Here is a 1,743-nt window from a genome sequence, read left to right on the forward strand (position 1 = left end):
CGCTGGGCAGCGAGCCGGCCGCGCTGGAGCGCCTGCTGCAGTTCTGCGTGGCCGCCGCGGCGATCAACTGCACCCGCGCCGGCGCCAATCCGCCCAGCCTGGACGACGTGCGCGCCGCGCTCTGAGGCCAGCCGACGGCATGCACGCGGCGCCCGCGGCCGGCTTGCCTATGATGGGCCGGCCGCCTGCGGCGACACATCCACCGGGAGACCTGCCTTGACCGACCTGTCCGAGATCGCCGTGCGCCTGGGGATCGCCGCCCTCGCCGGCGCGGCGATCGGGTTGAACCGCGACCTGCACGGCAAGCCGATCGGCATCCGCACGCTGGGCCTGGTCGGCCTGGCCACCGCGATGGTGGTGCTGCTGGCCGACCCGCTCGGCAAGGGCGGCTTCACCGATGCCGGCAGCCGCGTCATCCAGGGCATCCTGACCGGCATCGGTTTCCTCGGCGCCGGCGTCATCTATCACACCCAGAAACATGTGCGGGTGCATGGCCTGACCAGCGCCGCCTGTGTCTGGCTCACCGCCTGCGTCGGCATCATGTGCGGCGCCGGCCAGTGGCAGATCGTGGCCGTGTCGCTGGCCATCGCCTTCGTCATCCTGCTGTTCGGCGGCCGCGTCGAACGCGCCCTGCACGCACTCCTGGGCGGCAGGCCGGCGCATGACGCCACGCCGGATCAGTCGTCGGACAGCGGCCCGCACCAGCCCGGCAAGTAGCTCGCCTCCTTGCTCTTGGCGAGCGCGAGCGCGGTCTCCATGGAACGGGCGAAATCCTCCTTGACGTCGCGGCGCCGCAGCCGGCGGCGGAACAGGTCGGCCCACAGGAATTCGCTGAAGGGCGTGGTGTCCTTGGCGTAGCCGCCCGCCCGGCGCACCTCGCCGGCGAGGCTGCGGTAGGGATCGTCCTTCAGGTCGGCGATGGACGTGGGCATGTCCTTGAACGGGCGGCGCTCGCCCTTGGCGTCGTAGGGATAGGCCCAGCGGCGATGATCCAGCACGCTCCACAGCGCGGCCTTGTCGACCATGCTGAGGTCAGCGATCACCGTGACCAGGATGTCCTCCACCCCTTCGTCGTGCAGCGCCCGCGCCAGGTGGTGGTGATCGACCACGTAGTAGCGGCCGTCCGGTCCCAGCACCACCGGGATCATGTGCTTGCCGAGCAGCTCGGCCTGCTTGTGCTTCGACGCGTGTGCGCGCCAGCGCTTGCGCTTCTCCTTCACCTCGCGCATGCCCACGGTCATCTGCGTGGGGCGCAGGGACAGGATCGGGACGGGATGCAGCAGCGGTTCGCGGGGATCGGCCATGCTCAGTCTCCGTGGAAGTGTGCGCGCCGGCACCAGGCGCGGCCGCAAGAGTGCCAGCGTCGTGCGCGTTCTGCACAGCGCCGCGGCACGCGCTCCCCTCTCCCACCGGGAGAGGGGCTGGGGGTGAGGGTGCGACGGCCAGGGAACCTCTTCCCCCAGACACCTCCCTAGCGAACCGCACCCTCATCCGCCCCTTCGGGGCACCTTCCCCCGAAAAGGGGGCCATGGTCCCGAAGGGAGAAGGAAGCAAGGGGCTGGGGGTGAGGGTACGGCCGCCATGGAGTCCTCTTCACAGGCACGGCGCCCGCCGGCTCAAGCACGCGCCGCCAGCGCCGATATCCAGTTCCTGAGCGCCAGCATGGGCGGCGCCTTGACCTGGGGAGGAGCCGGCTGGCATGTCGGATCAACGCGACGAGCCGCCGATCAGCGGACTGCGCAA

2 protein-coding genes are annotated in these 1,743 nt (G+C 70.9%); one reads left to right on the forward strand and one right to left on the reverse strand.

Annotated features, from left to right (window positions below):
• The first annotated feature begins 216 nt into the window (after positions 1-216).
• Positions 217-717, forward strand: a complete 501-nt coding sequence (locus D183_RS0104260; protein ID WP_017907901.1) for an MgtC/SapB family protein — start codon at positions 217-219, stop codon at positions 715-717.
• Here D183_RS0104260 and D183_RS0104265 read toward each other — a convergent pair.
• Complete coding sequence (locus D183_RS0104265; protein ID WP_017907902.1) at positions 678-1,304, reverse strand: ParB-like protein; 627 nt, start codon at positions 1,302-1,304, stop codon at positions 678-680. The genes D183_RS0104260 and D183_RS0104265 overlap by 40 nt on opposite strands.
• Positions 1,305-1,743: the final 439 nt, after the last annotated feature.

This window comes from Xanthomonas sp. SHU 199 (genome assembly GCF_000364665.1).
Taxonomy (GTDB): domain Bacteria; phylum Pseudomonadota; class Gammaproteobacteria; order Xanthomonadales; family Xanthomonadaceae; genus Xanthomonas_A; species Xanthomonas_A sontii.

Coding starts and splice junctions, on each gene's coding strand:
- D183_RS0104265 (WP_017907902.1), bottom strand. CDS start 1,304: ATGGCCGATCCCCGCGAACCGCTGCTGCATCCCGTCCCGATCCTGTCC.